Annotated in this window: 21 protein-coding genes; 14 read left to right on the top strand and 7 right to left on the bottom strand. The window is 64.0% G+C overall.

Features of this window, described 5'->3' with window-relative positions:
* Positions 1-26: 26 nt before the first annotated feature.
* Genes CH286_RS17710 through CH286_RS17700 form a run of 3 tightly spaced genes read left to right on the top strand, consistent with a single transcriptional unit; the run spans position 27 to position 2779 of the window.
* Positions 27-896: an ABC transporter permease gene (locus CH286_RS17710; RefSeq protein ID WP_045840810.1), complete on the top strand. Its 870-nt coding sequence runs from the start codon at positions 27-29 to the stop codon at positions 894-896.
* 35 nt (positions 897-931) lie between these two features.
* Positions 932-1960, top strand: coding sequence for an ABC transporter substrate-binding protein (locus tag CH286_RS17705; protein ID WP_094609961.1), 1029 nt, complete (start codon positions 932-934; stop codon positions 1958-1960).
* A gap of 9 nt (positions 1961-1969) precedes the next feature.
* Positions 1970-2779, top strand: coding sequence for an ABC transporter ATP-binding protein (locus CH286_RS17700; RefSeq protein ID WP_094609960.1), 810 nt, complete (start codon positions 1970-1972; stop codon positions 2777-2779).
* 101 nt (positions 2780-2880) lie between these two features.
* Here the strand turns inward: CH286_RS17700 and CH286_RS17695 are convergent, their stop codons facing one another.
* The 6 genes from CH286_RS17695 to CH286_RS17670 form a co-directional block, all read right to left on the bottom strand.
* Complete coding sequence (locus CH286_RS17695) at positions 2881-3717, bottom strand: HpcH/HpaI aldolase/citrate lyase family protein (protein ID WP_094609959.1); 837 nt, start codon at positions 3715-3717, stop codon at positions 2881-2883.
* A complete protein-coding gene (locus CH286_RS17690; protein ID WP_094609958.1) occupies positions 3714-4877 on the bottom strand; it encodes an acyl-CoA dehydrogenase family protein in 1164 nt (387 codons plus the stop codon). Before CH286_RS17690 ends, CH286_RS17695 begins: the two co-directional genes overlap by 4 nt.
* 39 nt (positions 4878-4916) lie before the next feature.
* The gene (locus tag CH286_RS17685; RefSeq protein WP_094609957.1) at positions 4917-6287 is read right to left on the bottom strand and encodes an MmgE/PrpD family protein; all 1371 of its coding nucleotides are present in this window, start codon (positions 6285-6287) and stop codon (positions 4917-4919) included.
* The gene (locus CH286_RS17680) at positions 6284-7501 is read right to left on the bottom strand and encodes a CaiB/BaiF CoA transferase family protein (protein WP_094609956.1); all 1218 of its coding nucleotides are present in this window, start codon (positions 7499-7501) and stop codon (positions 6284-6286) included. The genes CH286_RS17685 and CH286_RS17680 overlap by 4 nt, the downstream gene beginning before the upstream one ends.
* Positions 7498-8061 (bottom strand): MaoC family dehydratase, encoded by a 564-nt coding sequence (locus CH286_RS17675; RefSeq protein ID WP_094609955.1) that lies wholly within the window; start codon positions 8059-8061, stop codon positions 7498-7500. Before CH286_RS17675 ends, CH286_RS17680 begins: the two co-directional genes overlap by 4 nt.
* 132 nt (positions 8062-8193) lie before the next feature.
* Positions 8194-8928 carry a FadR/GntR family transcriptional regulator gene (locus CH286_RS17670; protein ID WP_249305372.1) on the bottom strand — a complete coding sequence of 245 codons (735 nt, stop codon included), beginning with the start codon at positions 8926-8928 and terminating at the stop codon, positions 8194-8196.
* 297 nt (positions 8929-9225) lie between these two features.
* Here CH286_RS17670 and CH286_RS17665 point away from each other — a divergent pair, with 297 nt between their 5' ends.
* The 7 genes from CH286_RS17665 (at position 9226) to CH286_RS17635 (ending at position 18001) form a co-directional block, all read left to right on the top strand.
* Entirely contained in the window at positions 9226-11307 is a 2082-nt protein-coding gene (locus tag CH286_RS17665) for a hydantoinase/oxoprolinase family protein (protein WP_094609953.1), read from the top strand.
* The gene (locus tag CH286_RS17660) at positions 11304-13121 is read left to right on the top strand and encodes a hydantoinase B/oxoprolinase family protein (protein WP_094609952.1); all 1818 of its coding nucleotides are present in this window, start codon (positions 11304-11306) and stop codon (positions 13119-13121) included. The genes CH286_RS17665 and CH286_RS17660 overlap by 4 nt, the downstream gene beginning before the upstream one ends.
* Positions 13067-14326: an amidase gene (locus CH286_RS17655; protein ID WP_255182700.1), complete on the top strand. Its 1260-nt coding sequence runs from the start codon at positions 13067-13069 to the stop codon at positions 14324-14326. Before CH286_RS17660 ends, CH286_RS17655 begins: the two co-directional genes overlap by 55 nt.
* Before the next feature lie 175 nt (positions 14327-14501).
* On the top strand, positions 14502-15518 hold the full coding sequence (locus CH286_RS17650; protein ID WP_094609951.1) for an ABC transporter substrate-binding protein: 1017 nt from the start codon (positions 14502-14504) through the stop codon (positions 15516-15518).
* A gap of 76 nt (positions 15519-15594) precedes the next feature.
* A complete protein-coding gene (locus tag CH286_RS17645; protein ID WP_176458284.1) occupies positions 15595-16359 on the top strand; it encodes an ABC transporter ATP-binding protein in 765 nt (254 codons plus the stop codon).
* Positions 16356-17180 carry an ABC transporter permease gene (locus CH286_RS17640; RefSeq protein ID WP_094609949.1) on the top strand — a complete coding sequence of 275 codons (825 nt, stop codon included), beginning with the start codon at positions 16356-16358 and terminating at the stop codon, positions 17178-17180. The genes CH286_RS17645 and CH286_RS17640 overlap by 4 nt, the downstream gene beginning before the upstream one ends.
* On the top strand, positions 17180-18001 hold the full coding sequence (locus tag CH286_RS17635) for an ABC transporter permease (RefSeq protein ID WP_094609948.1): 822 nt from the start codon (positions 17180-17182) through the stop codon (positions 17999-18001). The genes CH286_RS17640 and CH286_RS17635 overlap by 1 nt, the downstream gene beginning before the upstream one ends.
* A 10-nt stretch (positions 18002-18011) precedes the next feature.
* On the opposite strand, the gene upp is transcribed toward CH286_RS17635, so the two are convergent.
* Positions 18012-18635: a uracil phosphoribosyltransferase gene (gene upp / locus CH286_RS17630; protein WP_094609947.1), complete on the bottom strand. Its 624-nt coding sequence runs from the start codon at positions 18633-18635 to the stop codon at positions 18012-18014.
* A 218-nt stretch (positions 18636-18853) separates the two neighbouring features.
* Between upp and CH286_RS17625 the strand changes: the two genes are divergently transcribed.
* The 4 genes from CH286_RS17625 to CH286_RS17610 all read left to right on the top strand — a co-directional run bounded on the left by CH286_RS17625 (position 18854) and on the right by CH286_RS17610 (position 24343).
* Complete coding sequence (locus CH286_RS17625) at positions 18854-20026, top strand: CaiB/BaiF CoA transferase family protein (protein WP_094609946.1); 1173 nt, start codon at positions 18854-18856, stop codon at positions 20024-20026.
* Positions 20023-21603, top strand: a complete 1581-nt coding sequence (locus tag CH286_RS17620; RefSeq protein WP_094609945.1) for a carboxyl transferase domain-containing protein — start codon at positions 20023-20025, stop codon at positions 21601-21603. The genes CH286_RS17625 and CH286_RS17620 overlap by 4 nt, the downstream gene beginning before the upstream one ends.
* 79 nt (positions 21604-21682) lie before the next feature.
* Complete coding sequence (locus CH286_RS17615) at positions 21683-22789, top strand: ring-opening amidohydrolase (protein ID WP_094610017.1); 1107 nt, start codon at positions 21683-21685, stop codon at positions 22787-22789.
* Positions 22790-22894: 105 nt separating this feature from the next.
* Positions 22895-24343, top strand: a complete 1449-nt coding sequence (locus tag CH286_RS17610; RefSeq protein ID WP_094609944.1) for an amidase — start codon at positions 22895-22897, stop codon at positions 24341-24343.
* Positions 24344-24358 lie beyond the last annotated feature (15 nt).

Below are 24358 nucleotides of genomic sequence, written 5' to 3'. Positions count from 1 at the left end.
GCCTCCTACTAGATCGAGGACTCCTTATGACGACAACATCGTCGGTCGAAGTCCGTTCTGCCACTGCGTCGGTTCCTCAACCCGCACCGACCCGTCGTCGACGGTTCCCTTCGCTCCGCAACACCTGGTCCGGCCTCTGGCGACCCTTGGCCCTCGTGGCTGTGCTCGTCGCGGCATGGTGGGCCGTCACGGCCTCCGAACTCGTTGCGCCCTATATTCTTCCGTCACCCGGTGACACGTGGTCGACGATGGTGGACAACGCGTCCTACCTCGCCGGCCACACCTGGGTTACGACGTACGAAACCGTCGCCGGCTTCATCATCGCCAGCGGCGTCGGTATCGCCGTCGCAGTGGTGATGATCTACTCGTCCTCGATCGAGAAGACGATGTACCCGCTCATCCTGTTCGCCCAGGTGATTCCGAAGATCGCCATTGCGCCGCTGTTCGTCGTGTGGCTCGGATTCGGTCCCAGCCCCAAGATCCTCGTGGCCGTCCTCATGGCCTTCTTCCCCATCGTCATCGCCGGAATGGCGGGATTGCGTTCGGTCGATCCCGAGATCCTCGAACTCACCTCGACAATGGGTGCGAGCAAGTGGAAGACGTTCTGCAAGGTGCGTTTTCCCGCGTCGTTGCCGCAGCTCATGTCCGGTCTCAAGATCGCCGCAACACTCGCGGTGACCGGAGCTGTGGTCGGTGAGTTCGTCGGTGCCAACGAAGGTCTGGGGTACGTGATCCTCCAGGCGAACGGAAACATCGACACAGCAATGCTTTTCGCCGCGCTCATCATCATGTCACTCCTGGGAATTCTCCTCTTCCTGATCATCGAGATTGCCGAGAAGTTCCTCATCCCCTGGCACGCATCGCGTCGCTCCACCGCGTCCGTCGGCGCTGTGTGATCCGCATGCTCTCCCTCCATCGAAGGACACATTTCATGAAGCTCAAGAACGTTCTGGTGGCGACCGTCGCGTCGTCCGCTCTCGTACTCGCCGGATGCAGCGGAGGAGGTGGAGGCGAGGAGAAGGCCCCGGGTGCCGACGGTGAAACCACCGCGACCTCGCTGATGCTCAATTGGTATCCCTACGGCGAGCACGCCCCGTTCTACTACGGAGTGCAAGAAGGCATCTTCGCCGAGCACGGTATCGACCTCACCATCACTGCGGGCCAGGGATCGACCAAGACCGCACAGGCCGCGGGCTCCAACCAGACCGATTTCGGCTGGGCCGACACAGCGGCCGTGATGTCCAACATCGACAAGGGGGTCAAGATCAAGAGCCTCGGCGTATTCCTGCAGACGACGCCGTCGGCTGTGCAGGTCTACGCAGACGGACCGATCCAAACCACCGCCGACCTCGCCGGAAAGACCATCGCCGTCTCCGCCGGGGATGCGCCCACTACTACATTCCCCATCTTCCTCGACCGCGTCGGCGTTCCCGAGGACCAAGTTCAGCAGCAGAGTCTGGACTCCGCGGGCAAGATCGCCGCGATGCTCTCGGGTCAGGTCGACGGTCTCATCGGCTTCGCACACGACCAGGGGCCCAACATCGCGAACAAGTCCGGGCGCGAGATGCGCTACCTCCGTTACTCCGACGAGGGCTTGAACTTCTACAGCAACGGCCTCATCGCCAACACGTCGACCATCGAGCGCTCCCCCGAACTCGTTCAGGCCATGGTCGACGCCACCCGCGAATCGTTCGAGGCAGCCATCGCCAATCCTGAAGCGGCCGTAGCATCGATGGTCGGTAAGGACCCGCAGACTCCGCCGGAGTCGGTGCTTCTGCAGCAGTGGCAGGAAACCATTCCGCTGCTCACCACAGACAACACCGAAGGAATGGCTCCGGGTGTCAACAGCGACGAGGACTGGGCCAACACCATCAGCATCCTCAGCGATGCCGGACTCACCGAGGCTGGAGCCGAGTCCTCGACCTACTGGGACTCGACCTTCACCTCCAACGAGGAATGAGACGTGACCATGAATGCGATCACCAGCGAACGGCCTCCCACCGTGACGGAGACCGCGGTCTCCGTCGACAACCTCAGCGTCCAGTTCTCGTCCAAACGAGGTGACGTCACCGCTCTCTCCGACGTCGACCTCCGAGTCGGGAAAGGTGAGTTCGTCTCCATTGCAGGGCCTTCCGGTTGCGGCAAATCCACCCTCCTCAAAGTGGTCGCCGGCCTCACCGGTGCCTCGCGTGGGTCGGTCCAGCTGGTCGGCAAGGAGGTCAAGGGCCCGCAACGCAACATCGGCTACGTCTTCCAACGTGCTGCATTGCTCGAATGGCGGACCGTGCGCAAGAACATTCTGCTTCAGGGTGAGATGCGCGGGATGAACAAGAAGGCAGCGGCCGCGAAGGCCGATCAGCTCATCGAGATGACCGGGTTGACGGGTTTCGAGGGAGCACTCCCCCACGAGCTGTCCGGCGGTATGCAGCAGCGCGTATCCCTCTGCCGCGCATTGCTTCACGAACCCGAAGTGTTGCTCATGGACGAGCCTTTCGGAGCTCTGGACGCTCTCACCCGCGAGAAGATGAACGTCGAGCTGCACCGCATCTGGCGGGAAACGGGTACCACGGTAATGCTCGTCACCCACTCCGTCGCCGAAGCGGTGTACCTCGCCAACCGGGTGGTCGTCATGAGCCCGCGGCCGGGTCGGATAGTGGACATCCTCGACGTCGACCTTCCTGTGCATCGGGACTACAGCGCAACGATGGAGAAGCCTGAATTCATCAGTGTTGCAAACACTGTCCGCGATCTCCTGGGAGCGACAACGAGCGCGGACTGATCACCACCGCAAAAGGCCCTGCAGACCTCGATGGTCTGCAGGGCCACTTGCCGTCGTCACAGCCGTGTTTCACGTGTGACTTGTTCTCGACGTCGAGCTGGTCAGCTCCGAGCCATCGTCTCCCGCGCGGCTCCTCGCTCCACCACTCGACGAGCGGTTCGGGCAACGGCCTCGTCGATCAGGAATCCCTTGCTGTCGACGGCCACACCTGAGGTGGCACGTTCCAAGTCGGCCAACAATTCCTCTGCCTCACGCACCTCGTCCTCCGATGGCACGAACACCGTTCGTACAGGAGCGAGTTGAGCCGGATGAATACACGCGCGACCGACAAACCCGAGACCGGCCAGCGTGCGTGTATCAGCCTCGAACGCATCGGCATCGCGGAAGTTGCGCGACACCGCTGCCGGCGGCGGATCGATTCCGGCCGCGACGCTGGCCGCCACCACCTGAGCGCGCACGAACGACAGTGACTCCGCGGAGCCGTCGACACCCAGATCGGCGGCGAGGTCCACTTCCCCGATCTGAAGGAACCGCACCCGAGGTGCACGGGCAATCTCGAGAGCGGCGAACACTCCGGCGGCCGTCTCGATGAGGGGCGAGACCACCGCGCTACTGCCACTCAACAGAGCATCGGCTTGTTCGATCTCACCAGCAGACGACACCTTGGGCAGCCAGACACCCGTCAAGTTCGGGTGCAGCACCGCACGAATGTCGTCTTCCTGCAACACCCCTGGATTGACGCGTACCCAGATCTGCACGTCACCCGGTTCGCAGGCTGCAACCCACGCAGCCACCGTCGCACGGGCATGGTCCTTGTTCTCCGCGGTGACGGCGTCTTCGAGATCCAACACCACCGCGTCAGTGCCCGATGCCAGTGCTTTGTCGAAGCGCTCCGGCACGTCCCCGGGAACGTAGAGGTACGTCAGAGCCGACCTCATCCGATGACTCCCGTACCCGCGACGAGGGACTTCGCGATGACGGTGCGCATGATGTCGTTGGTGCCCTCACCGATAGCCATCAGCGGGGCGTCACGGTAGAGGCGCTCGACCACGAACTCGGTGGAGTAGCCGTAGCCACCGTGAATACGCATGGCCTCGAGGCTGGCAGTGATGGCGGCCTCGGAGGCGAAGTACTTCGCCATGCCGGCTTCCATATCCACTCGCTTACCCGAATCCGCTTGTGATGCAGCCCAGTAAGTCATCAGACGTGCAGCCTGGAGCTGGGTCGCGATGTCGGCGATCTTGAGCTGGATGGCCTGGAACTCGGCTATGGGCTGACCGAATGCGGTGCGCTGCTTCGCGTATTCGAGCGCGGCGTCGTAGGCAGCCTGCGCGATGCCGACACTGCGTCCGGCGATGTTGAGACGGCCGATCTCGAGACCCGACAGTGCTTGTTGCAGACCACGACCCTCCACACCACCGAGAAGCGCATCGACGGGGACGCGCACATCGGTGAAGGTGATCTCACACGATTCGGTGCCCTTGTAGCCGAGCTTGCCCATGTCGCGCTGCACCTCGAACCCGTCGGTCGTGGTGTCGATCAGCAGCAGCGACATACCCTTGTGCGCCGGCGTGGTCGAGGTGTCGGTCTTGACCAGTACCGGAAGCACATTCGCGTGCCGTGCGTTGGTGATCCACGTCTTGGCACCATTGACGACGTAGTGGTCGCCGTCGCGCTTGGCGGTGGTCTTGATGCCCTGCAGGTCGGTACCGGCACCGGGCTCGGTGAGACCGACACCGGTTCGCCATTCACCGGACGCAAGCTTGGGCAGCAGTGTCTTCTTCTGCTCCTCGGTGCCGTGCTTGCCGATCATCCAACACGAGAGGTTGTGGCTGCCGAGAATGCCGGCGACGCCCATCCATCCTCGGGCCAGCTCCTCGTAGACCAGGGTGAACGAGACCTTGTCGAGGTCCAGGCCGCCGTACTCCTCGGGCGTCGTGATCCCGAACAGGCCCATGGCCTTCATGTGCTCGACGATCTCGGTGGGGTACCGACCCGTCTTCTCCCACTCGTTGGCTACCGGGACGATTTCCTTGTCGACGAAGGTGCGCAACGCTTTACGGAATGCCGACTGCTGTTCGTCGTATGTGAAGTCCATGATGAAGTCCTGTCGGTTGGGGTGTCGTCGATCAAAGTGTCACGGTGCCGGCGCGATGGCTGCGGCGAGATCGAGAATGGCGGTCAGGTCGGTTTCGTCGACCAGTCCGAGGATGCGGTCGGCGAGCTCGGCGGCACGAGAGTCGTTGCCGCAGTTGCCGAGAAACTTCTCCAGCAGACGGTCGTCGCTCAGCGGGAATCCAGCGGATCCCTGACTGCCGCCGACGGAGGCGTCCAACACTCGTCCGTCGGTGAGGGTGAGAACCGCCCTGCCCGACGCGGCGGCCGCGGGAACCTCGGACGGGAGGTTCGTCACCCGCACCTTCCGGGCGGTGGCGAGGACGTCTTCGCGTGCGATGGACTCGCCGGTGTACGTAGAGACGGTGATCGCGCCGTCGTGCAGTAATGCCGCCACACTCCACGGCAGGTCGAACTTGCCGTCGTAGGTACTACGCGGTGAGGCGACCCCGGTGTTGGGTCCGCAGACAAACGGACTCGAATCGGGGTGAACGAACACCTCGATGTCGGCGACATCGCTGGCCTGAACTGCGTTGTCGCCGAGCGCCTTCGTCACTGCATCGAGCGTGACGTGCATCAGCTGGCAACTGGGGTACGGCTTGATGCCGATCCGGGTGGCTTCCCACCGGGTGCCAAGTCCCTCCGTCAGTGCCGCAAAATTCGTCGGCCGGTCGGTCAGCGCAGCGTAAATTCCGCGTCGACCTTCGAGAACCGACGATGGTCCAGTGGCACCGGCGGCGGCGAGGCGGGCAGCCAGCACACCGTTCATGCTGGCTGATCCAGGATGCAGCGCTTTGGTGTCGGCATCGGTATCGAGAAACTCGAGCAGTCCCGAGCTCGACGACCCGGCGATACCTAGAGCGTTGACCAACGTCTCGGTGTCGAACTTCGAGAGATGGCCGGCAACAAGTGCGGCAGTCAACGGACCCACCGCTGCAGTGGCATGCACGCCCCGAGCGTGGAATCCATGCGGGCTGACTTCACCGAGGCGACAGGCAGTTTCGAGACCTAGGGCGGCGGCGGTCAATACATCTGAGCCCGAGGCCGACACCTGCTGCCCGACGGCAAATGCCGCAGGAAGGGATACGGCCGTCGCGTGGACCAGAGCGCCCGCGTGCGTGTCGTCGAAGTCCAGCGAGTGCAGCATCACCCCGGTCGCGAAAGCGGCTGCCGGCGCGGACAGTCCGCGTGTACCTGTGAGAGGCCGCGCCTCCGGTGGGCCGCCGAGAGCGTCGGCCACAGTCCAGCCCGGTCGGCCGTAGCCGAGGCGTTGGGCCGCAACGGTATTGCCCACGCCGTCGAGTAGGTGACGCGCGGCCGCGTGCCGGACGTTCTCCGGCAGGTCGGCAACGGTGACACCCGATGCCCACTCCGCCAGGATCGCCGAGGTCACGCCCGAACCTCGTCCTTCGCCGTTCCGAAGGCACCCTCCGCCTTCAGTTTTGCGACGCGTTCGTCGTCGTAGCCCAGTTGGTCGCGCACGATGTCGTCGAAGTGCTCGTTGCGCTGCGGCGCTCGGCGGTACTGCTTGGCCTCGGAACCGAAGTTCACCGGTGAGGCGACCTGGCGAACCGTGTTGTACACCGGGTGCTCGGTCTCGACCACAAGATTGCGTGCGAGCGTGTGAGGTTCGGTCAGCGCATGCTCGACGTCGTTGATCGGACCGGTCGGCACCCCGGCCGGGCCGAGCTTCGATAGCCAGTGCTCGACGGTATTCGTAGCGAACACCGCTTCCAGGATCGGCAAGAGCACGTCCTGATGCTTGCCACGCAGCGAGAAGTTGCTGAACCGCGGATCGGCACCGAGATCCGGGCGATCGATGGCGACGACGAGCCGGTCCCAGAACTTCTCCTTCGCGCAGCCGACGATGAGCCAGCCGTCCGTCGCCTCGAAGGCCTGGAACGGCACCAGGGACGGGTGCGCCGAGTTCTTCGTACGGATCGGCTCGAAGCCGGCGTTGAGATGCCACGTCGCGGGATACGTGAGCAGAGACATCGCTGTGTCGTACAGCGAGACGTCGCAGTCCCCGCCGATGCCGTCGCGTCGGGCAGCGTGCAATCCCGACAGCAGCGAAATGGCAGCGACGAATCCACCGGAGTAATCGACCAGCGACAGACCGGATTTGGTGGGCGGGCCGTCGGGGTCGCCGGTGACGCTCATCCAGCCGGCGAGACCCTGCAGAATGTAGTCGTAGCCAGGCTCTTTCGCGCGAGGGCCGGTCATACCGAAGCCGGTGAGACTGCAGCACACGATCGCGGGATTGAGGTGCTTGAGCTGGTCGTAGGTGATGCCGATCTTCTCGGGCACGTCACCGCGGAGGTTGGAATAGACGGCGTCGCTGGTACGGACGAGGTCCTCGAACACCGCTCGCCCGCTCGGTGTCGAAAGATCCAGTGACAGAGACCGTTTGTTGCGGTTGAAGCTCTCGAAGAAGAGCGAGTCCTCACCCTCGTTGTAGGGCGGGACGTAGCGTCCGACGTCGCCGCCGACACTGGGGTCCTCGATCTTGATGACATCCGCGCCCAGATCGGCCAGATGCAGGCTGCCGAACGGGCCCGCGCCGTACTGCTCGAGGGAGATGATGCGGACGTCTTCGAGTGGCCTCATGCGTCGGAATCTTTCGTCTGTAGTTCAGGGTCTGCGGGGAGTTCGAGCGGGCCGTTCTTCGCTTCGGGGAAGTAGTTCTGCCCGATGCCACTGTCGCGGGTGGCGACCATGACCGAGCGCTTCCATGAAATGACTTCGACGCCATCCTGATTGAGGCCGCGGGTGATCATCGAGACGATGCCGGCATAGGGGCGTGATTCGGACTTGCGCAGTCCGGTGCAGATGCTTTCGGCGTAGAGCGTGTCGCCTGCGTACACCGGGTGCGACATCTTGATGTCGGTGAAGGCGAGGTTCGAGATCGCGTTCTGACTCATGTCGATCACCGAAAGTCCCAGCACCACAGAGACTGTGAAGCCGGAGTTGACGATGACCTTCCCATCGGTGATGGGGTTCTGCGATGCCAGGTGCGCGTTGAAATGGTTCTGGTTGGTGTTGAGCGACAGCAGCGTGATCCACGTGTTGTCGGTCTCCGAGATCGTCCGCCCGAAGGGATGTTGGTAGACGTCCCCCACGGCGTAGTCGTCGAAGAAGCGCCCCAGAACGGCCGGATGGATTGCCACCGTGTCTCCTCGTGTCAGTTTGGCGAGTGCCTTACCTAGACCATAAACATCAGATGTTTACGGCGTCAAGGGTTCGAGGAAACCGACAATCCAACGAAGTTCAGGTGAATCGACCCGATAAAGAGCAGATGTTTATGGGTTGCGGAGTCGATCCATCTGTCGGTACGAGTCGCCGAGGTGGTCGAGATGCTTGCGCATCAAGTCCATTGCGGCCATCGAATCACCCGCTTGCACCACGTCCAGCAGTCCTCGGTGGTCGCTGTCGACGCACTGCCAGAAGCCCTCGGGCGCGTGGTCGCGACCGAATCGACCGGACAGGACGCGAAAGACAGGAGCGGTGATGAGCTCGAGCAGGGGGTTGTGGGCCGCGCGAAGCAAGACGAGGTGGAATTCCTGGTTCTTGGCGAAGGTCTCGGGCCCCTGCACTTGATTGGGGTCGAAGATCGTCGCGTTGAGCTGCTCTAGATGCTCGTCGGTGCGGCGGAACGCAGCAATGCCTGCGGCCGGTACCTCCATCAGGTTGCGCACTTCCATCAGCTGGTCGACGGTGACGGTTTCGGCTGCGGCCATCAGGGCCACACCGGTCTCCAGATGCTCACTGATGTGTCCGACGCTGGGGACGGCAACGAAGCTTCCTCCGGTCACTCCCCTGGTCGTCTCGATCAGGTTCTGACTGGCCAGGGACCGGAGAGCTTCGCGAATGGTGCTACGGCCGACGCCGAACTCGGCGGTGAGCTCGGACTCGCCTGGTAGCCGCTCCCCCGGTTGCAGCTCACCGGACAGAATGCGGCTCCGAAGATGGCCGGCGAGAACCGCATACGCGGGGACACTCTTGGCGGTGGCCTTGAGCGAAGCCGATTGAGCCACTTCTGCCCCCTGGTTGTCGACGACGGGTACTGGTCGGCTCGAGCTTAGCCTGGCCGATGCTCGGAGATGCAGGGATCGCAACCCTCGATACATCCGCTCTTTCGTAGGAAAAATCCGACACCGTCGCGGACGAGACTGGAAATTTAGACAAAGTAGACGCAATACATCAGAGGTATTGCTTTTCCGGTTGATCATCAGCACTATGACTCATGTCACCTCAGCGGTGACCCAACGACTTCGTAAACAGGCGGAGCACGCCTTCCCGCTCCACTCGGGCACCGACAGAACGGACGCAGCATGAAACGCATTGGAGTCGACGTCGGCGGCACGTTCACCGACCTCGTCCTGTGGGACGACGACGGCACGGTCGTCGTGCACAAGACCCCGTCCACTAACCACGATCCCTCGATCGGCACGATGGACGGAATCAAGGTCCTCGCCGAACGCGCAGGGATCGACCCGTCCGAAATCGACATGTTCTTCCACGGCACCACCGTGGCCACCAACATCGTGCTCGAGCACAACGGCTGCGACGTCGGCATGATCACCACCGAGGGTTTCCGCGACCTGCTGCACATCGCACGCAAGAAGCGTCCTCTCAATTACTCGAATTACCAGGATCTTCCGTGGCAGAAGTGGCAGCTCGTGCCGCGACGCAACCGTCGGGTAGTCCCCGAACGCATCGATGCAGCAGGAAATATTCTGACTCCGCTCGATGAAGATGCTGTGCGAGAACAGGTTCGACTGCTACGTGAGCGAGGCGTGCAGGCCATCGCCGTCGCATTCCTTCACGCGTACCGCAATCCGACTCACGAGCAACGCGTCAGAGCCATCATCGAGGAGGAGTTCCCCGGCGTCTTCATCTCCCTCTCCAGCGAGGTGGCCCCGCAATACCGGGAGTACGAACGCTTTTCGACCGCCGCGCTCAACGCCTTCATCGGACCGAAGACCTCGAAGTACATCGAGAACCTCGCCGGTAAGGCCAAGGCGGCGCAGGTCGGCGAAGACGTACACCTCATGACCTCGGCCGGCGGGCTAGTCACCTCGCGCAGCGCCAGCGAAATCCCGGTCTCACTCCTGACCAGCGGTGTGGTCGCCGGCCTGCTCGGCGGCTGCGCCATCGGCAAGGCGTCCGGCTACCCCAGTGTCATCACCCTCGATGTCGGTGGCACCTCCGCGGACGTCGGGGTGGCACCGGACGGCGTCCTGCGGATGAAGCATCTGCTCGACACCCGAATCGGTGACTACCACGCGATGGTGCCGATGGCCGAGGTCGACACCATCGGTGCCGGCGGCGGTTCCATCGCCGTGGTCGACGACGGCGGCATGTTCCGCGTCGGACCACGCAGTGCTGGTGCCGTTCCCGGACCGGCGTGCTACGGACACGGCGGCACCGAACCGACCTCCACCGACGCCATGGTGATGATGGGATGGCTGCGCGAGAAGAGCTTCCTGTCCGGAACCATGGAGGTCAAGCCCGAGCTGGCACGCGAGGCGATTCAGACGCATATCGCCGACAAGCTCGACACCCCGCTCGACGACGCCGCGATGGGCATCTTCAAGATCCTCGCCCATTCAATGACCGAGGCGATCAGCCTGCACTCGGTGCGCAAAGGCTATGACCCACGCGACTTCTCACTGATCGCCGAGGGTGGCGCGGGGCCACTGTTCGCGTGGCAGATCGCCGACCAGCTCGGCATTCCGCGAGTCATCGTGCCCGGTCACCCCGGCATCACCTCCGCCGTGGGCCTGCTCACCACCGACATCCGCTACGAGGAGCCGACGACGGTGTGGACATCCTCGGCAGACCCGAACATCGAACTTCTGCAGGAGCAGATCGAGCGTCTGTCGGCCCTCGCCGTCGCGCAGCTCGAGAAGGACGGTGTTGCAGCCGAGAACATTTCGCTCGAACGCAGTGTCGACTGCCGCTACGTGGGCCAAGGCTACGAATTGCGCGTCGCCGCACCGGACGGCGACATCGACGACGTGTGGGTCAAGACCGTCGCCGAGGCATTCCACGAAGTGCACGGACGCACCTACTCACAGCGGTTCGACGACAAGCCCGTACAGCTGATCAACGTCCGTGTCACCGGCGTGGGTGCGGTTCCGCACGTGCAGATCGCCGACATCGCCGTGGGCACCGCCGACTCCTCGGCCGCGATCAAGACGACCACGCAGGCGCTGTTCTGGCAGGACGAGACGTCCGCGCCGCAATGGGTGGACACCCCGGTCTACGAGCGGTCGTTGTTGTTGGCGGACAACAAGATCGACGGTCCTGCGATCGTCGAGCAGTTCGATTCCACCACGATCATCGGCATGAACCAGCACGCCACCGTCGACGCCGTCGGCCACATCATCATCGAGAGGAACCCCGCATGAGCAAGGCGCTGATGCCCACCACCGGAGTGTCACTTGCGGGCGAATCCACTCGAACCTGGAACGACGTCGAGGTCGATCCCATCACCCTGCGCGTCATCGGCGGAGCACTGCAGTCGATGGCCAAGGAGATGGCCCAGGTCCTCTACCGCATGGCGTACTCATCGCTCATCCGAGAGTCCGAGGACCTCGGCGCGGGCATCTTCGACATCAACGGACGCGAACTGTGTGAGTCGGATTCGACTCCGATGCACTGCGGTTCGATTCCCGCCTACATCAAGGGCGTCAACCGTCGCCTCGCCGGAACGTACAAGCCCGGAGATGTGGTGCTGCACAACCATCCGTACCACGGAGCGGCGCATTCACCCGATTACGGCGTGATCATTCCGATCTTCTGGCAGGGCGAGCACATCGGCTTCGCCGGGTGTACCGGTCACGTGTCCGATGTCGGCGGCAACTTCCCAGGCCTGTGCATGGACGTCGTCGATGTGTGGGCCGAGGGCAAGCTGACGGACTCGATGAAGATCTACGAGGCCGGGGTCCGCAACGACTACCTGATTCAGCACATCCTCGATAACGTCCGCACGCCCGAGCAGAACCGCGGCGACCTCGAAGCATTGATCGCCTGCTCGCGGATCGGCGAAAAACGATTCACCGAGCTGCTCGAGAAGTACGGCCTCGATACCGTGATGAGTGCGGGTGAACGCTGGATGGACTACTCCGAGTCCATGCTGCGCAAAAAGATTCGAGAGATTCCGGACGGCAGCTACACCGCGCCCATCGGATACCTCGACGACGACGGTAAGAACCGCAACGAACCGCTCAAGGTGGCCGTGCGGGTGCAGGTCGAGGGCGAGGACATTCTCATCGACCTCACCGGCTCGAACAGCCAGGTGCCCACCGCGTTCAACGTCCCGTTCGAGGGTTCGGTTCTACCGGTGGCTGTCTCGGCCATTCGCACGATTCTGCTCGACGAGGATCTGACGGAGGAATTCGTTCCTCAGAACGACGGGTGCTTCCGACCCGTCAAGGCCTATGCCCCCGAGGGGACGATCTTCAACCCTGACTTCCCCGCATCGTGCTTCGCGCGGTTCTCGCAGGTGAACCGCGTATTCGACTCGATCAATCTTGCACTGGCCCCGGTGCTTCCGGATCATGCGATCGCGGGATCGTCCGCCGCTCTGTGCGCCATCGCCTATTCGGGCATCGCGCCGGACGGCGAGTCGTATTGGGTCTACATCGAAATCAACGAGGGCTCGTACGGCGGCCGCAACGGCAAGGACGGTATGGACGCCGTCGACGCCCTGATGGCGAACACCCGCAACAACCCCATCGAGGAGCTCGAGCTCAACCACGCCATGCGCGCGTTGCGGTACGAGCTGCGTGACGAGGCTCCCGCACCAGGGAAGTGGCGCGGCGGTATCGGCAGTGTGCGCAAGTGGTTGATGGAGACCGATACGTTCCTCGGGTCCGAGGCCGACAACCGGTCGGATCCGCCGGCTGGAGCCCTCGGTGGCCACAACGGTGTGTCCGGCTCGTTCACCAGGAACGCCGGGACCGACCGCGAGGAAGTGTTGTACTCCAAGGTCACTCAGGAGACGATTCGTTCCGGTGAGACGCTGGAGATCAAACTGCCCTCGGGCGGTGGATTCGGAAACCCGTTCGAGCGTGATCCGTTCCAGGTGCTCAGCGACGTCTGGGACGAGTACCTCACCGAGGACGATGCTCGCCGCGACTACGGTGTGGTCGTGAACACCGATTCGTGGACGGTAGACGAGGACGCGACGGCCGAGCTGCGCGCCCGGAGCGCAGCCTGATCGAGGACGGGACCTTCGGCGGTGTCGTCCGGTGGATCGACGACCGGAACGACACCCCGGGGCCCCTGTCCGGCCTGCGCATCGGCGTCAAGGACAACATCGACGTGGCCGGCGTCGAGACCACCTGCGCGTCGGAGTTCTTCGAGGACAACGTCGCCGCGTCGGACGCCGAAGTCGTCTCCCGCCTGCGACGCGCAGGCGGGTCGGTGGTCGCGAAACTGAACATGGCCGAGTTCGCCGTCGGCGTCACCTCGCAGAATTCGGCCGCCGGCCCGTCGTACAACCCGTGGAATCGCACCCGGGTGCCCGGCGGATCGAGTGGCGGATCGGGGATTGCCGTCGCCGCTGGATTGGTCGACGCATCCCTGGGCACCGACACCGGCGGGTCGGTGCGCCTACCCGCCGCGGCATGCGGACTCACCGGTCTCCGCCCGAGCTGGGGATCGATCAGCAACGACGGTGTGTTCCCGGTGAGCGAGCAGTTCGACACCGTAGGCCCGATGGCGAGGGCGATTACCGAAGTGAAAGCCCTGTTCGACGTCCTGTCCCCCAGCCCATCCGAGCCCTCGGAGGTCACACGCATCGGCGTGCCCACTGTGTTCCTCACCGCGGACGTGGACTTTGGCGTTGCGCAGACCGTCGCGGCCGCGGTGCGCACGTTTGCCGAACTGGGGTACGAGATCGTCCCCATCCAACTCGAGCACGCCGCCGACGCCCAGGACATCGTCTACACGATCGTGTACAGCGACCTAGCTCGGCGCCATCGGCACCGGCTCGACACCGAGCCTTCACGCTTCCAACCCGCTACCCATGAGCGAATAGCGTTGGGCCTGAGTATCTCCGAGTCCGACCGTGCCCGTGCACTCGCTGGCCGTGATCTGTTCCGCGAGGCCATGACCACCACGTTCGAGATGGTCGACGTGGTGCTGACCCCGGCCATGCCCGTCGATGTCCCCCCGAGGGACGGGGGTGACGACGTGGTCGCGCTCTCGCGCCGGATGGGACAATTCACGTATCCATGGTCGTTGCACGCCGGCCCGACGCTGGCTCTGCCGGTCGGGTTCCACCCGTCCTCGGGTATGCCGGTGGGAGCGCAACTCACCGCTGCGGCGCACCGTGAGGGTGCGTTGTTCGGCTTGGGCGAGCGATACCAAGCGGCGACCGAATGGCATCGAGCCAGACCACCGCATACATCAGATCTTTAACGGCGATAATCCCGCCTTTACGGTGATTTTGTCCCAGTTGACCTCACCTTGACGCCCTAAACATCTTATGTTTAAGTAGATAGCAGCTGTTACGTACGTCTCACTACAGGTGGGCATGCGACAGCCGACACTCCCACTTCGGCACCGTCACGCCGATCAGCAAGCGAGGACGCAGATGCATTTACGCCGAATCACCTCGATCATGACAGCTGTGGCGCTGTCCGGCGCGCTGGTGGCGTGCGGATCAGATCCCGGTCCCGACGCGGACCCGGCCAACCCGGTCACGATCGACGTCACCGTCTCGGCAGCGGCCGAAATCTACAGCATCCCTTGGCTTGTCGCGCAAAAGCAGGGACTGTTCGAGAAGCACGGCGTGATCGTGGAGAACATCGTGCCGGGCAAGGGCGGCAGCGCGACCATGCGCACGCTGCTCGACGGCAACATCCCCATCGGTGAAGTCAGCTACCCGTCGATCGTGCAAGCAGACGCGGCCGGCTCCGAACTGCGCATCGTCGGCGGCGGCACGCAGGGGCCGTACCCGATGAATTTCTACGCGCTCGCTTCCAACACCGACATCAACTCCATCGAGGACGTCCGCCGGTGGGCCTACACCCGTCCCAACTCGGCCTCCGACGCCCTCACACGCCTCATTCCCTCTCTCGCGGGCGTAGACGCCGGCCAGATCGAGCGGGTCGCCTCCGGCGGAATCGGCGAGGGGTTTGCACTTCTCGAAGCCGGCAACGTCGATATCGCCCTCGTCCCCTCCATCGTCGCCGAACAGCGGCCCGAGGACTTCAAGCTGATCGTCAGTAGCCCCGACTACATGTCGCGGTTCCTGCAGTCGACGATCACCACGACCAAGGACTACGCCGCGAGCAACCCGGGCGTCGTGCGTGCGATCAACGCCGGTTATACCGAGGCGGTCGCATCCATCAATGCCGATCCTGTTGCCGCCGCGGAGATCTACGCGGCGTACACGGGATTCGACGTCGAGTCGGCCACCGCAGTGGTCGAACGCGCGTCCTCGGTCGGCACGTGGGGCGGCGGCTTCGACACAGCGTCCGTCGAATCCGCCCAGGACGGCGTGGAAGCGTCGGGGAGCGATCGCGTACCCAATTTCTGCACTCTGTTCGACCCGGAGTTCCTCGCCGAAGGAGTCGAGAACGATGTCCCCGGCGACTGCGACTCCTGACCGAAATTTCCCACCACCAGAAGGTATCGACGTGACTCACGCAGCGACTCGACCCCGCCCCGACACCACCTCCGCCATCGCCGTCGCATCGTCGGTGTCGCGGCGCTTCGGTGATGTGACCGCCCTCCACGAGATCGACTTGTCCATCGGCCGAGGCGAATTCGTCTCCGTCGTCGGGCCCAGTGGCTGCGGCAAGTCCACTCTGCTCGAGGTGTTCGCCGGACTACAGGATCACGACGGCGGCACCGTGCACGTCGACGGCCAACCGCTCACCGGCCCTCGGTCCAAGACTGCAGTCATCTTCCAGGAATCGGCGACGCTGCCCTGGCGGACCGTCCGCGACAACGTGGCGTTCGCCCTCGAAGTGCGGGGCGTCGGCAAGCGGGACAGACGCGCCCGCGCCGACGAGCTGCTGAACACTGTGGGGCTGAGCAAGTTCGGCGACCACTACCCCACCCAGCTGTCGGGCGGTATGCGCCAGCGTGTGGCCATCGCGCGGTGCCTGTCCATGGAACCCGACCTCATTCTCGCGGACGAGCCGTTCGGAGCACTCGACGAGCAGACGCGACTGGTCATGTCGTACGAGCTACTCAAGATCGTCGAAAAGCTCACGTGCGGAGTCCTGTTCATCACTCACAGCATCCAGGAAGCGGTACTGCTGTCCGATCGCGTGCTGGTGATGAGCGCGCGGCCCGGCCGATTCATCGACGAGGTGGACATCGACCTCCCGCGACCGCGATCCGAGGACGTACTGGCGAGTCCCGAGGCTGTCGCTCTGCACGAACGTATCTGGTCACGGCTGCGGGACGAGGCCAAGAAGACGATGAGCATCGAACCATGAGTACGCCCACGCGCGAGAGCACGCGCGCCTCCGTGGTCCCCGGATACATCCGGCCTGCCCCCTCCAAACAACTCGGTCTCCCAGCATGGGGATGGACGGTACTCATCCTCGTCGCGGCACTGGTGGCCATCGACATCTCGGCACGGTTCTTCGCCTCACCCCTGGACATCGTTCCGGTGACCGACATGATCTCGACGTCGCTGAGCTTGCTGACCGACCCTGACTTCCTGATCGACGAGTTGGGTCGAACGCTGGGCATCATCGTCCTTGCCTTCGTGCTCAGTTCCGTACTCGGTGTCGCCGCCGCCTACGTGCTGTGGCGGTACGAGTTGTGGGACAGAGCATTTCAGCCGTACCTCAACGTCTACTATGCCGTCCCGACGTTCGCGCTGTACCCGATCATGGTGGTGCTGTTCGGTGCCGGTGTGGCTCCGATCGCCATTCTGTCCACGATCTTCGCGTTCGGTGTGGTGGCGTTGAACGCCCGCACCGGTTTCAACTCGGTATCGCCGATCGTCACCAAGCTCGGCACCACACTGATGCTCACGCGGTGGCAGTACTTCCGATCGGTTCTACTTCCGTATGCGTTGCCGAGCATCGTGACCGGACTGAAGCTGGGGCTCTCGTACGCCGTCATCTCGGTGTTGGCCAGTGAGTTCATCCTGTCGACTCAAGGCCTGGGCCACTTCATCTCCATCGCCTACGACGGGTTCGACATCGCCGACATGTACGCCGGGATCCTCATCGTGGCGCTGATCGCTCTGCTCTCGACCTCGCTGATCTCTCTCGCGCTCAACCGATTCGATTGGAGGCGCCGCTGATGAGCAGCACCTTGGACAGAGTAGCCACCACACCCACCGCTCCCCCGAAGGTCACCTCGTCCGCAGGCCGCACCAACGCCCGACGCTTCCTCCCACCACTGGTCGTAGCCGTCGTTGCGGTCCTGATCTGGTGGGTCGCGGCGGTTCTCGTCGACAGTCTCATCTTCCCGACGCCGGCCGAGGCCATGGCCTCGCTCGTCGAAGACCTGGGCAAGGCGGACTTCCGCGCCAATGTCGGGGATTCGCTGCGCATTCTCGTGCTTGCGTTTCTGGCGAGCACGGTCGTGGGTTCGCTGCTCGGGCTGACGCTGGGACTGAGTCCGTTCTGGACTCGAACCATCGCCCCGATCGTCTACTCGATCAACAGCATCCCGAAGATCGTGCTGTACCCGATCTTCCTGTCGTTCCTCGGAATCGGCGCACTGAGCCGATTCGGCTTCTCCTTCTACGCCGCCTTCATCCCGATGTTCCTCGTCGCGGTCGAGGCGACGGCATCTGTCCAGAGAATCCACCTGAAGATGGCGGCGTCACTGCAGGTGAGCTGGCCCAGATTGATCCGTCAGATCGTCATTCCCGCGGTGCTCCCGGCATTGGCGACGGGTATGCGGATGACCTTCGGCCTGGCGTTCCTGGGACTGCTTCTCGCCGAGATGTTCTCGTCGTCCAGCGGCATCGGATACGAACTGCTGCGCAACGTCAGCCTGGTGCGCATGGAGAACATCATGGGCACGGTTGTGCTGATCCTGGTGATGGCACTGCCGCCCACGATTGCGTTGCAGTGGTTGGAGAGTCGCATCACCTCGAAGTACGGTGGACGGTGACGAGGTCCGTTCAGCGAGGTCCGAACTGACGGTCACCCGCGTCACCGAGACCGGGCACGACGATGCCCCGATCGTCGAGCTCATCGTCGATGGCAGCGGTGACGACTCTGACGGGATGGCCTGACTTCTCCAGAGCAGCAATGCCTTCGGGGGTCACGACCACGCACACGACGACCACATCGGTTGCTCCGCGCGCAACCAGCAGATCGATCGTCCGGGTCATCGAACCACCGGTTGCCACCATCGGATCGAGAACGAAGACCGGGGTACCGGACAGGTCGGCGGGCAGCGACTCCAGATACGGCACGGGTTCGAGCGTCTCCTCGTCGCGCGCCATACCGATGAACCCGACGCCCGACTGCGGAATCAGCGAGCTCGCCTGCTCGACCATGCCGAGTCCCGCGCGCAACACCGGTACGAGCAGAGGAGGGTGTGCGAGCCGAACCCCAGTGGTGTGGGCAACCGGAGTCTCGACATCGAACTCCACCACTCGCGCATCACGCAACGCTTCGTAGACCAACGTGTGAGTCAGCTGGCGCAGCGCAGATCTGAAGGTGGCGTTGTCGCTGTGCACATCGCGCATGGTCGTCAAAAGTGCTGCGGTCAAAGGATGGTCGACTACCTGTGTGTCCATGATCGGTGATTATGGGCTGTCGATCGACCGTTCGTCCACCTGCTGCGTCATCGATCGACACGCGCTCACCGAGGTCCGAAACCGACCTGTCAGCGTCGGCAACATTTGCCAACGACTCGGTAGCGACGGGCACGTTGACTCGGACGCATGACCCCTCGCTGCATTTCCTTCGGGCTCCCCGCCGACCCATATCTCATCGACACGGGCAGGGCAGTCCGATGACCGTCGGCCCCCTCTCCGACTGCCTCGTCGTCGATCTTTCACGCGCGCTCGCCGGACCCCAAGCGGCAATGATGCTCGGTGACCTCGGTGCGCGGGTGATCAAGGTCGAGTCACCGACCGGCGGAGACGACACCAGGAGTTGGGGTCCGCCGTTCGTCGCCGACGAAGACGGAGACCGACACTCGACGTACTTCCTCTCCTGCAATCGCAACAAGGAGTCCATCGCTCTCGATCTCAAGGCAGTCGATGGGCGCGCCACGCTCACTGCACTGATCGAGCGGGCAGACGTGCTCGTCGAGAATTTTCGGCCGGGTGTTCTCGACCGCCTCGGATACAGCATGGACGCCCTGCATCGCCTGAATCCTCGTTTGGTCATTCTGTCGATCACCGGGTTCGGACACGACGGCCCCGAAGGCACTCGACCCGGTTACGACCAAATCGCCCAGGGCGAGGCGGGATTGATGTCGTTGACCGGTCCTTCCCGTGACGAACCCACTCGGGTCGGCGTCCCCATCGGCGATCTGCTTGCTGGCATGAACGGTGCTTACGGCGTCGTCGCCGCACTGCACGAGCGCCACAGCACGGGGCGTGGCCGCGTGGTGCGAACCAGCCTGTTGGCGTCCATCGTCGGGGTGCATGCGTTCCAAGGAACTCGTTACACGGTGGCCGGCGAGGTGCCGCGTCCCACCGGCGGGCATCACCCGTCGATCTGTCCGTACGGACTGTTCCACTCGGCCGAGGGACTCGTACAAATCGCCGTCGGCAGTGAGGGATTGTGGCAACGCTTCGCACCCCATTTCGGATTGGACCGCACGGAGTGGGCGACCAATCCGCAACGCGTCGCCGATCGGGACGCGGTGATCGCTGCTGTCGAAGCCGCCTTCGCGGATTGGCCCACCGACAAATTGCTCGGGCTGCTGAGCGAACTGGGCATTCCCGCCGGTCGCGTCCGTGATCTCGCCGAGGTGTACACATGGGAACAAACACGCTCGCAAGGACTCATGATCGACGTCGACCATTCCGCGTTGGGCCCGATCACCCTGCCGGGACCGGCGCTACGCATGGACGAGGATTGCGAGGGGCCCGGTATGCGCACAACCCATGCGGCGCCGCCGACGCTCGATCAACACGGTGACTCGATCCGTGCGTGGTTGGAGACAGCGCGATGACCCGCACCGGCGCGCCTTCCCGGCTCGGCGCGCTCGAACTCGTCGACATGGTCGTCGACGACGGCAGTTTCGTTCGCTGGGACGGCGAACCGTTACCCCCGATCGGAGTCCACGGGCCTCCACAACAGAGCTACCTCGACGAACTCGCAGCGGCGCGGGAAACGACCGGCTGCGACGAGGCGGTCCTGACGGGTGAAGCGACACTGGCCGGCCGGCGCGTGGCACTTGTCATGTGCGAGTTCGGTTTTCTCGCCGGGTCCATCGGAACTGCGGCAGCGGAACGACTGGTGCAGGCCGTCGAGAAGGCCACTGCGCAGAAGCTCCCGCTGCTGGCTGTGCCCACCTCGGGTGGAACACGCATGCAGGAGGGCACCGTCGCGTTTCTGCAGATGGTGAAGATCTCGGCGGCAATTGCGGCGCACAAGTCGGCGGGCCTCGCCTACGCCGTCTATCTCCGTCATCCCACCACCGGTGGCGCGCTGGCCTCGTGGGGCTCCCTCGGACACGTGACCGCGGCCGAACCGGGCGCACTGCTCGGGTTTCTCGGACCGCGCGTGTACGAGGCTCTCTACGGAGCGAAATTCCCCTCGGGCGTGCAAACCGCCGAAAACCTGGCGGCCAGAGGCCTTGTCGATGCTGTGGTGCCGCCCGAGAAATTGCGTGAGGTGGCGATCGCGGCCCTGGCCGTGCTGTGCGCACCGCACGAGCCACCTCCGCCAGTTCCGAACATTCCGTTGGAACACCTCGACGACGGCTCGGCCTGGGAATCCATCCAACGATCGCGACGGCCGGAACGGCCAGGGGTACGCCGACTCGTGCGATCGGCAGCGAACACAGTCACGCCACTGCAAGGCACCGGAGCCGGTGAAATCGAGCCGGGACTGTTTCTCGCGTTGGCCAAATTCGGCGCGTCGGCGTGCGTCGTGCTCGGTCAGGATCGCACCTTCGCCGATCAACCGTTGGGTCCGGCAGGGTTGCGCGAAGCCCGCCGCGGTATGCGACTGGCCGAGGAACTGCAACTGCCCCTCGTCACCGTCATCGACACCGCTGGTGCCGCATTGAGCAAAGAGGCCGAGGAGGGCGGCCTGGCGGGTGAAATAGCCAGGTGCCTGGTCGAACTCACGACGCTGAAGGCACCCACGATCTGCCTGCTGCTGGGCCAAGGCGCGGGCGGCGGTGCCCTCGCATTGCTCCCGGCCGACCGCGTGCTGTGCGCGCAGCACGGCTGGCTCTCGCCGCTGCCACCGGAAGGTGCATCGGCGATCAAGTTCCACACCACCGACCGCGCTGCGGAGATGGCCGAGGAGCAGGGCGTGCGCAGTGTCGACCTGCTGCGCAATGGAGTCATCGATCGGATCGTCGCCGAACGCCCGGATGCATCCGATGAACCTGCGGAGTTCCTCTCCCGCCTCGGCACCGTGCTCGAACACGAATTGGCAAAGCTGCTCGCCGCCGATCCAACCGATTTGGTGGCTCGACGCCTGCAGCGTTACCGCTACCTGGGGATGTCCGATCACCAAAAAGAAGCACTGATTGGGCAAAGCTTGCCAGTGCTTCCCACCTCGACCGGTCGATAACGTTCGAGGGGCAAGAGCACCGCCGCGCCCACGCCGGCCGACTCTGCCGTACTCACAGTCCGCGATGAAGGAGATTTCAGTGCCCGATGCAATCGAGGTCCGCAAGGTCCCACTCCACAACGTGTCCGATGCCAGCGAGCTGGCGAAGCTCATCGACGACGGGGTGCTCGACGCCGACCGTGTCATCGCGGTCATCGGCAAGACCGAGGGCAACGGTGGCGTCAACGACTACACCCGCATCATCGCCGACCGCGCCTTCCGTGAGGTGTTGTCCGCAAAGGGAACCCGAAGCGCCCACGACGTCGGCGAGGTACCGATCGTGTGGTCCGGCGGAACCGACGGAGTCATCAGCCCGCACGCGACGATCTTCGCCACCGTGCCGGCCGACAAGGCGGTGCAGTCCGACGAGCCTCGTCTGACGGTCGGCGTCGCGATGAGCGAGCAGCTCATGCCCGAGGACATCGGTCGCACCGCCATGATCACCAAGGTTGCTGCGGCAGTGAAAGATGCCATGGCCAACGCAGGTATCACCGATCCGGCCGACGTGCACTACGTGCAGACCAAGACACCGCTGCTGACGATTCACACCATTCGCGATGCCAAGAGCCGTGGCAAGACGGTCTGGACCGAGCAGACGCACGAGTCGATGGACCTCTCGAACGGCGGAACCGCTCTCGGTATCGCTGTTGCCCTCGGCGAGATCGACATGCCGACGGACGAGGATGTCATGCACAGTCGCGAGCTGTATTCGTCTGTTGCATCGTGCTCCTCGGGCGTGGAGCTGGACCGTGCGCAGATCGTCGTCGTCGGAAACACCCGCGGAATCGGCGGTCGGTACCGCATCGGCCACAGCGTCATGAAGGACGCGCTCGATCAGGACGGCATCTGGGATGCCATCAAGGACGCCGGCCTCGAACTCCCCGAGCGACCGCGCACCGCAGACCTCGACGGCAAGCTGGTCAACGTATTCCTCAAATGTGAAGCGAGCCAGGACGGTACGGTTCGTGGCCGCCGTAACGCGATGCTGGACGACTCCGACGTGCACTGGCACCGCCAGATCAAGGCGTGCGTCGGCGGAGTCACGGCCGCGGTGACCGGCGACCCGGCAGTGTTCGTGTCGGTCTCGGCCGCACACCAGGGACCCGAGGGCGGCGGACCCGTCGCTGCGATCGTCGACCTCGGATAGCGCAGGGCTCGACTATCGAACGAAGGCCGCGCGGAACCGATTCCTTTCGGAGCCGCGCGGCATTCGGTCCCTCATTACTGCATCTCTCGGATCGAAGGAACTCCCATGGCAACCTCCGCCGGACCCGCTACCGAACTGCTGATGTTCGACGCACTCGAACTCAGCGGAAAGATCAAGCGTCGGGAGGTGTCCTGTGTCGAGACCATGACGGCGTATCTGGACCACATCGAGATCCATAATCCCACCGTCAACGCCATCGTGGCCCTGCGTGACCGTGAGGAGTTGATCGCCGAGGCGCGGGAGCGTGACGACCAGCTGGCGCAGGGGCAGTACCTCGGGTGGATGCACGGGTTTCCCCATGCGGTGAAGGACCTTTCGGCGGTGAAGGGCCTGCCGTTCACGTCGGGATCGGCCATTTTCGCGGATCGGATCGCCGAGGCGGACGACCTCTTCGTCGCTCGAATCCGAGCCGCCGGAGCCATCATCATCGGCAAGACGAACACACCGGAATTCGGCTACGGATCCCAGACCTACAACCCGGTGTACGGCACCACCGTCTCCCCCTACGACACCTCGCGCACCGCAGGCGGCAGCAGCGGAGGTGCGGCGGCGGCCCTCGCGCTGCGCATGCTGCCCGTGGCCGACGGCACCGACTACATGGGTTCGCTGCGCAACCCGGCGGCCTTCAACAACGTCGTCGGTTTCAGGCCGTCCTGGGGACGGATCCCCGAGCCTGGTTTCATCGCCCAAGGCGCAGTGGCCGGCCCGATGGGACGATCGGTCACCGACGTCGCTCACCTGCTCTCCACGATGGCCGGACCGGATGCCAACGCTCCACTCGCTATCGACGAAGACCCGGAAATTTTCACGCGCACTCTCGAACGCAGCTTTCGGGGGGCCCGGATCGCCTGGGTGGGTGACTGGAACGGTTATCTGGCAACCGAACCCGGCGTACTCGACCTGTGCGAATCCGCGTTCCCCATCTTCGCCGATCTCGGTTGTGAGGTCGATGCAGCTCTGCCCGACTACGACCCGGCCCACATCTGGGATTCGTTCCTGACGTGGCGTTGGTGGGCTCAGCTGGGGATGGCCGACCTCTATGCCGATCCTCGAACGCGAGCACTGATGAAGCCCGAAATGGTGTGGGAGATGGAGCATGCCGTCGCACTCAGCGCCCTCGACATCACCGCGGCAGCGCAGAAGCGCAACGACTGGAACGCTGCCTTGAACACACTGTTCGAGACCTACGACTTCGTTCTCGCACCCAGCGCCCAGGTGTTCCCGTTCGACAAGGAACAGCACTGGCCGCAGTCCATCGCGGGGCGTTCGATGGACACCTACCACCGGTGGATGGAGACGGTGGTGCCGTGGACGATGGCCGGTGTTCCGATCGCGGCCGTACCGGTCGGTGTCGACGATCGCGGTCTGCCGATGGGGGTACAGATCATCGGCAGGCACGGCGCCGATCGTTCGGTCCTGCAGCTCGCGTACGCGTACGAGCAGGCCACCCGCTGGGTCGAGCGCATCGTCCCACCTGCTCTGCAGGTCCGCTGATCCCCCACCACAGGC

Source organism: Rhodococcus sp. WWJCD1 (genome assembly GCF_002258735.1).
GTDB lineage: Bacteria > Actinomycetota > Actinomycetes > Mycobacteriales > Mycobacteriaceae > Rhodococcoides.
The sequence above is the reverse complement of the archived record's forward strand: the minus strand, read 5'-3'. Positions and strand labels throughout refer to the sequence as shown.